The following is a 7,712-nucleotide window of genomic DNA, read 5'->3' as shown; positions in this document are numbered from 1 at the left end:
CCGTACTTCTTACCAGATCATGATGACCTGTCTGTTTTCCTGACATTAATTATGATAGCATCTGCCTTTTAACGTGTAAAGACCTTTTCTAAAAAAACTTTTTAAAATACAGAAAGGGGGATTATTCCCCCTTCTGACTTAAGCTTGAATCACTTCAAGACCACCCATGTATGGACGAAGCACTTCTGGAATAACAACTGATCCATCCGCTTGCTGGTAGTTCTCTAAGATCGCAGCAACTGTCCGACCGACTGCAAGGGCAGAACCATTCAACGTGTGAACGAATTCTGGTTTCGCGTTCGCTTCGCGGCGGAAACGGATTTGCGCTCGGCGTGCTTGGAAATCTTCAAAGTTTGAACAAGAAGAGATTTCACGGTAGACGCCTTGACTTGGCATCCAGACCTCGATGTCGTATTTCTTCGCAGCCGTGAATCCAAGATCAGCTGTACACATGCTCAATACTTGATACGGCAGTTTCAGCTTTTTCAAGACTGTCTCTGCCTGTCCCGTTAACAATTCAAGTTGCTCGTAAGATTCTTCTGGTTTGACGAAACGAACGAGTTCAACTTTATTGAATTGGTGCTGACGGATCAAACCGCGTGTATCGCGTCCGGCAGAACCAGCTTCTGAACGGAAACATTGGCTGTATGCGGCATAGCCGATCGGTAACTGATCTGCAGTCAGGATTTCTTCGCGGTGCATGTTCGTCACTGGAACTTCTGCTGTCGGTACGAGGAAGTAGTTCGTCTCTTCAATCTTGAACGCATCCTCCTCGAATTTCGGCAGTTGTCCTGTTCCTGTCATTGAATCGCGGTTGACCATGAGTGGCGGCAAGATCTCTGTGTAGCCGTGTTGATCTTGATGGAGATCCATCATGAAGTTGATCAATGCCCGCTCAAGACGTGCCCCTGCCCCACGATAAAAGACAAACCGGCTACCTGTGACTTTTCCAGCACGCTCTACGTCAACGATCTTTAATTGCTCCATCAAATCCCAGTGCGGGACCGCTTCGAAATCAAACGCTGGTTTATCACCGACTTCACGGATGACGACATTGTCATCTTCAGAAGAACCGACCGGTACGCTGTCATGTGGAATGTTCGGAATACCGAGGAGAAGTTGATTCAATGTCGCTTCGACGTCACGTAATTCGTCGTCAAGCGTCTTGATCTCGTCCCCGACACTACGCATCGCAGCAATCGCTTCATCTGCATTCTCTTTATTGCGTTTCAGTTCAGCGATTTTTTTCGTCGCTTCATTTCGTTCTGCTTTCAACACTTCTGTCCGCGCAATCAGTTCTCGACGCTTCTCATCAAGTGCAAGGAAACGGTTCATGTCCGTCAAGTCCTCTCCTCGGTGCGCTAACTTTTCTTGAATGGCGTCAAAATCTTGGCGTAATCGTTTAATATCAATCATCTTCAATTCCTCCTTTATGTCATAAAAAAAGGCGACTCGTCTCTTTCCGGTATTCCTACCGAAAAGGGACGAATCACCTGGATCCGCGTTGCCACCCTCATTGCTAGACACATCTAGCCAACTTAAGACGCGATAACGGGCGTACCCGCACCTTGTTCGCAAGGTGTGCGATCCGGCTCGATTCAATCCATCGATCTGACTAGTTCACACCACCCACTAGCTCTCTTAACAGTATCGATACATCTACTTGGTCCGTTCATAGCATCTTTATGAGATTAGTCTTACTTTACACCATCGTCTTGGAAGTTGACAAGAGCCGATTGTTGAATCGCTTGTTCAATTTGCTTCGACCAAGCCGTCCAAGCGCGGACGAGGCGTGTCGGAACACTCGCAAGTGGAACGGCAGTTGCGCTATACAAATTCACACGCGGTGTCTCAAAACCTGGTAGATAGACCCCATCGTCCGCGACCTGTACCGTACCGACGACTTCTTGTTTCGTCACGGGAGCCGTTGTTTTTGAGAAGTCGAACCGTGGTTCCCGCGTCTTCGCTTGTTTTAAGACCGTGATGTATAACGAACCGTCCGTGACGACGTCTAACTGCCGGATAGTTGCCCCTTTAATCGGAAGAGCGTCTTTGATCCGTTCCCCTTTTCCGTAATACGTCAATGGCTCAAACGTCGCAAAACCATAGTCGAGTAGCTTTTTCGTTTCCTTGAAACGGGCTTGATCGGAATCCGTTCGCATGACGACCGTGACAAGTGTCATATTATCCCGCGTCGTTACGCTCGCGAAGCAGTAACCTGCTAAATCGGTCGTTCCTGTCTTCATCCCCCGCATGCCAGCATATGCGAATTTTTCCTTCGCCAGCATCTTATTCGAGTTATTCAAGACCTCTCCATCAAGTTTCATCTGTGTTTTATTCGTCACATCCAGTACATCCGGATAATCCTTGATGTAGCGGATGACGAGTAACGCGATATCCGTTGCTGTCATCAGATTTGTTCCCGGAAGCGTCGCATCGACAGCATCAAGTCCGGATGCATTCGCATACTCCGTATCGTTCATACCGAACTGTTTCGCTGTCTCATTCATTTTTTCAACGAATGTCGCCTCTGAACCGGATACCGTCTCGGCTAGCATGACGGCTGCATCATTGGCTGATTTAATGAACGCCGCGTTATACATCTCACGAACCGTATACGTTTTTGCTTTAACAGGAACACGAGCAATGCCGGACGTGTTCGCAAGCTTTAATACTTTTGCACTCGGTTTGATTTTTTGATCCCACGTCAGCTTTTTTAATTCGATTTGTCGTCGAACGAGGTAAAGCGTCATCAGCTTTGTCATCGAAGCCGGTGGTAGAGAAACATCCGCTTCCGATTGAAGGAGGATTTTTCCTGTGACCGCATCGGCCATTATGTAAGACTCTGCTTGAATCGAAGGTGCCGCTTGTCCAGTTGTAGGAAAACCTACGACCAGCAGGACACTTAAACAGAGTAGCAAGATTCGTTTCATCGTGTCTCTCCTTCACTCAATCATTCATTTTACAAATAGTGTAGCACAAAAGAAGCACCCGACAGTAGAACCTGTCAGATGCTTCCACGCTTTACGAACGGATCGATTGACGCTGTTTAATCTTTTGTAAAAAATACTGATGTAAGCGATCGTCCTCTGTCAATTCAGGATGGAATGAGCACGCGAGGTGTAATGATGTCTCGACGGCAACGATCTGATCTTCGACTTTCGCAATCACGCGTGTTCCTTCCCCGACAGACAGAATCAATGGCGCTCGAATGAATACTGCCTCGATTGGTTCCTCAATTCCTTCAACCGGTAGCAATCCTTCAAATGAATCAATTTGTCGACCGAAAGCATTTCGACGGACCGTCATCGAAATTGCGTTGAGATGGCTCTGACCTGCTTCGACAGCGGTTGCGAGTAGAATCATTCCGGCACATGTCCCGAACATCGGTAGCGTCGTCGCTTTTTCCCGAAGCGGTTCCAGCAATTCATAACGTTCGATCAATCGACGCATCGCGGTCGATTCGCCGCCGGGTAAGACGAGTCCATCCAGCCCTGCAAGATCACTCGCTTGTTTGACTAGAACGACATCGACACCAAGACCTTCCAGCTGCTGTTGATGTTCACGGACTGCACCTTGAACATCCAGAATACCAATTACCATCCGCGTGTCGCCATCCGTTCCTCAAACGGCATCGAAGTGACATCGATTCCCTTCATTGCTGTTCCGAGCCCTTTGGATAAAGAGGCAATCCGTCCAAAATCATCTTTATACGTAACCGCTTCAACAATCGCCCGAGCCACACGTTCTGGGTGTTCTGATTTAAAGATCCCCGATCCGACGAAGACACCATCTGCCCCAAGATGCATCATGAGCGCGGCATCAGCTGGTGTCGCAACTCCCCCGGCTGCAAAATTGACGACCGGTAGACGTCCCTGTGTCCGAATATCACGTAATACTTCGTACGGCGCACCCCATTCTTTCGCAAATGTCATCAATTCATCAGGACTGACATGCAAAATCTGCTTCAATTGTGCTTGAATTTTTCGCATATGGCGAACGGCTTCGACGACATTTCCTGTTCCTGGCTCACCTTTCGTCCGAATCATCGCGGCTCCTTCGGCGATACGACGGGCTGCTTCCCCAAGATCACGTGCGCCACAGACGAACGGTACCGTGAACTCTGACTTCAGTAAATGATATTGTTCATCTGCCGGAGTCAGAACCTCACTCTCATCGATGAAATCGACCCCCATCGATTCGAGAACACGTGCTTCGACGATATGACCGATCCGGCATTTGGCCATGACGGGAATCGAGACCGCTCCGAGTACTTCTTCCGTAATCAACGGATCTGCCATCCGTGCGACGCCTCCGTCACGACGAATATCCGACGGGACACGTTCGAGCGCCATGACTGCAACAGCACCTGCTGCTTCCGCAATCTTTGCTTGTTCCGCATTGACGACATCCATGATGACGCCACCCTTTTGCATTTCAGCCATTCCACGTTTGACACGATCCGTACCTTGTTGACGTTCCATATCCATTCCCCCTTGGTTGACTTTCACCCCTTTAGTATACGGAACGTTGACACTTTTAAAAGTATCAGTTTATGATGATTTCAACAGGTCAGTTTATTATGAAGGAGTCATACGAGATGGACATGCTATCGTTTCAACTTACACGCGATCAAGAGAAACCACTTTATGAACAACTTTATCAACAGATTCGAAACGAAATCATCGTCGGGCGTTTAGCCTACGGCACAAAATTGCCTTCTAAACGAAAGCTCGGTCAATTCTTGAACTTAAGTCAAACGACAATTGAACTTGCTTATCAACAACTTGTCGCAGAAGGTTATGTCGAATCCATCTCGCGTAAAGGGTATTTCGTTCTTGCCTATGAGGAGCTTGCTTACGTCAAAACCTCACCCGTCATCGAACCGCGTGTGACTAAAGAAAAACCGGTCATCACGTATGACTTTCATCCAAGTAAGATTGAAGGGATCTCTTTCCCGTTCACCCGTTGGCGAAAGTATGCCAAAGACATCATCGATACCGATCACCATCCACTCGTCTCGCTCGGTCATCCGCAAGGCGATCAAACGTTGCGTGAAGAGATTGCGACCTATCTTTATCACTCACGTGGTGTTGTCTGTTCTCCGGAACAGATCGTCGTCGGTTCAGGTATCGAGCAACTGTTGCCCATCGTTCTTTTCTTACTAGGACGAAACGTCACGTATGGCATCGAGGATCCCGGTTATCATACGACACGCCTCTTGCTTGAAAATCATGAACGAATGATTGAACCGATTCGTGTCGACGCGAATGGATTACGCATCGATCAACTGCAGGAATCAAATGTCGATGTCATGTATGTCACACCGGCACATCAGTTTCCGTCAGGTAGCATCCTGTCCGTCAATCGAAGACACCAGTTGTTGAACTGGGCGGCGATGGATCCGACCCGTTTTATCATCGAAGACGACTACGATAGCGAATTCCGCTATAGTGGTAAATCGATCCCGTCTCTTCACAACATGGACAGCAATCGTGTCATTTATATGAGTACCTTCTCAAAATCGCTCATGCCTTCACTACGGATCGGTTATATGGTCTTACCGGAAGTCTTACGCGCACAGTATCAAGCCGAATTATCCCATTATACCTGTAGTGTCTCGCGCTTTGATCAAACGATCTTGACACGTTTCATGAAAGAGGGCGACTTTGAACGACATCTTAATCGGATGCGTAAAGTCTATCGTCGTAAACTAGATGTGCTGATCCAATCGCTTCGTCGGATCCCTGCTTTACGGTTGACTGGCGAAAGTGCTGGACTCCATGTTGTCGTTTCCGTAGCGAACGGAATGACGGAGCAAGAGCTAGTAAAGCGGGCACAACAACAAGGCATCCAAGTATACGGTCTCTCTCAATATGCCCAGTTACCGCTTCTCTCCAATACGCCTCAAATCGTTCTTGGATTTGCGAGTCTCTCTGAGCATGAGTTGACGGAAGGATTACAATTATTGATAGACGCATGGAATCTGCATAGATCATCATAAAAAAAGCCTCGCCTTTCTGCTAGAGAAAGACGAGGCTTTTGTTTATTGACGTGTGTAGTTAGAGGCTTCTTTGGTAATTTGAATATCGTGCGGATGGCTTTCTTGCAAACCAGCGCCCGTCATACGGATGAACTGTGTCTCTTCACGCAATTCTTCTAACGTCGCAGCACCACAGTATCCCATACCTGAACGAATACCACCGACGAGTTGGTACACTGAGTCACCGAGTTTACCACGGTAAGCGACCCTTCCTTCGATTCCTTCTGGAACGAACTTTTTGTCTGCTTCTTGGAAGTAACGGTCTTGGCTACCGCGTTTCATCGATGCTTCAGAACCCATACCACGGTACGTCTTGAATTGACGTCCTTGATAGATCTCCATCTCACCTGGGCTCTCTTCTACTCCTGCAAGCAAGCTTCCGAGCATGACAGCGTGACCACCAGCAGCAAGTGCTTTCACGATATCCCCAGAGTACTTAATGCCACCGTCAGCGATAATCGAAACGCCGTGTTTTCGTGCTTCTGTCGCACAATCGAAAACGGCTGTGATTTGTGGTACACCGACACCTGCGACAACACGTGTCGTACAAATCGAACCAGGTCCAATACCGACTTTAATGACAGATGCACCGGCTTCAATCAAATCGCGTGTTGCTTCTGCAGTCGCAACGTTGCCTGCAATGATTGGTAAGTTTGGATATTCTTCACGTAATTCACGTACCTTGACGAGAACACCTTCTGAGTGACCGTGAGCTGTATCGACGACGAGTGCATCAACACCTGCATCGACCAGGAACTTCGCACGTGTTGAAGCGTCTTTCGTCACACCGACAGCTGCTGCGACAAGTAAACGACCGAATTGATCTTTCGCAGCATGTGGATACTGTTCGACTTTTTCGATATCTTTTGTCGTGATTAATCCTTTTAACACACCGTTCTCATCAACGAGTGGTAACTTTTCGATGCGATGCTTATGGAGAATCTGTTCTGCTTCTGCGAGGGACGTACCAACTTTTGCTGTCACGAGTTCTTCTGTTGTCATTACTGTTTCAATGACGGTCGAATAATCCTTAACGAAACGAAGATCACGGTTCGTCAAAATCCCTACTAATTTACGCTCTGTTTCGTTGTTAACGATCGGAACACCTGAGATGCGATATTTACTCATTAAATACTCAGCATCGTAGACTTGACGCTCTGGCGTTAAATAGAACGGATTCGTGATGACACCATTTTCAGAACGTTTGACGCGATCGACATGTTCTGCTTGTTCTTCCATTGACATGTTCTTATGAATAACACCAAGACCACCTTGGCGTGCCATTGCGATTGCCATCGGAGCTTCTGTGACTGTATCCATCCCAGCACTGATCAACGGAATATTAAGTGTGATCCCTTCACATAGCGTGACAGATAAATCAACGTCGCGCGGTAAGACACTCGAACGACGGGGTACGAGTAAGACGTCATCAAACGTCAAACCCTCTTTAGCAAATTTGTTCTCCCACATGTTATCCACTCGCTTTCTCTTTTATAAAAGAATATTGATGTTATGGTAACAAGCAGAGGGTGTCATGTCAATGACTCGACCAATAATCAGAACAGTCTGAAGTTTCACATAACACAAAAAGACCGACCTGCAATCTGCAGATCGGTCAAGTGCCTGGCAACGTCCTATCCTCACAGGGGGAAGCCCCCAACTACTTTCG

Annotated in this window: 6 protein-coding genes and 1 other annotated feature; of the genes, 1 reads left to right on the top strand and 5 read right to left on the bottom strand. The window is 47.6% G+C overall.

All coding sequences use genetic code 11. From position 1 onward, the window contains the following. Positions 1–138: 138 nt before the first annotated feature. The 4 genes from serS to pdxS all read right to left on the bottom strand — a co-directional run bounded on the left by serS (position 139) and on the right by pdxS (position 4,484). Positions 139–1,416: a serine--tRNA ligase gene (gene serS, locus HZS85_RS16430; protein ID WP_035409899.1), complete on the bottom strand. Its 1,278-nt coding sequence runs from the start codon at positions 1,414–1,416 to the stop codon at positions 139–141. Between the two features lie 61 nt (positions 1,417–1,477). Then, positions 1,478–1,685 (bottom strand) — a binding site (T-box leader). 12 nt (positions 1,686–1,697) lie between these two features. Beyond that, complete coding sequence (locus tag HZS85_RS16425) at positions 1,698–2,933, bottom strand: D-alanyl-D-alanine carboxypeptidase family protein (RefSeq protein ID WP_214856865.1); 1,236 nt, start codon at positions 2,931–2,933, stop codon at positions 1,698–1,700. A 91-nt stretch (positions 2,934–3,024) separates the two neighbouring features. Further along, positions 3,025–3,603 (bottom strand): pyridoxal 5'-phosphate synthase glutaminase subunit PdxT, encoded by a 579-nt coding sequence (gene pdxT / locus HZS85_RS16420; protein WP_214856864.1) that lies wholly within the window; start codon positions 3,601–3,603, stop codon positions 3,025–3,027. Next, positions 3,597–4,484: a pyridoxal 5'-phosphate synthase lyase subunit PdxS gene (pdxS, locus tag HZS85_RS16415; RefSeq protein WP_214856863.1), complete on the bottom strand. Its 888-nt coding sequence runs from the start codon at positions 4,482–4,484 to the stop codon at positions 3,597–3,599. Before pdxS ends, pdxT begins: the two co-directional genes overlap by 7 nt. A 116-nt stretch (positions 4,485–4,600) precedes the next feature. Here pdxS and pdxR point away from each other — a divergent pair, with 116 nt between their 5' ends. Beyond that, entirely contained in the window at positions 4,601–6,004 is a 1,404-nt protein-coding gene (pdxR, locus tag HZS85_RS16410) for a MocR-like pyridoxine biosynthesis transcription factor PdxR (RefSeq protein ID WP_214856861.1), read from the top strand. A 42-nt stretch (positions 6,005–6,046) separates the two neighbouring features. Here pdxR and guaB read toward each other — a convergent pair whose 3' ends face one another. Next, entirely contained in the window at positions 6,047–7,513 is a 1,467-nt protein-coding gene (guaB, locus tag HZS85_RS16405; RefSeq protein ID WP_214856859.1) for an IMP dehydrogenase, read from the bottom strand. Positions 7,514–7,712 lie beyond the last annotated feature (199 nt).

Source organism: Exiguobacterium sp. s130, from assembly GCF_018619055.1.
GTDB lineage: Bacteria > Bacillota > Bacilli > Exiguobacteriales > Exiguobacteriaceae > Exiguobacterium_A.
Note: the sequence above shows the minus strand (reverse complement) of the source record. Positions and strands in the feature narration are given on the sequence as shown.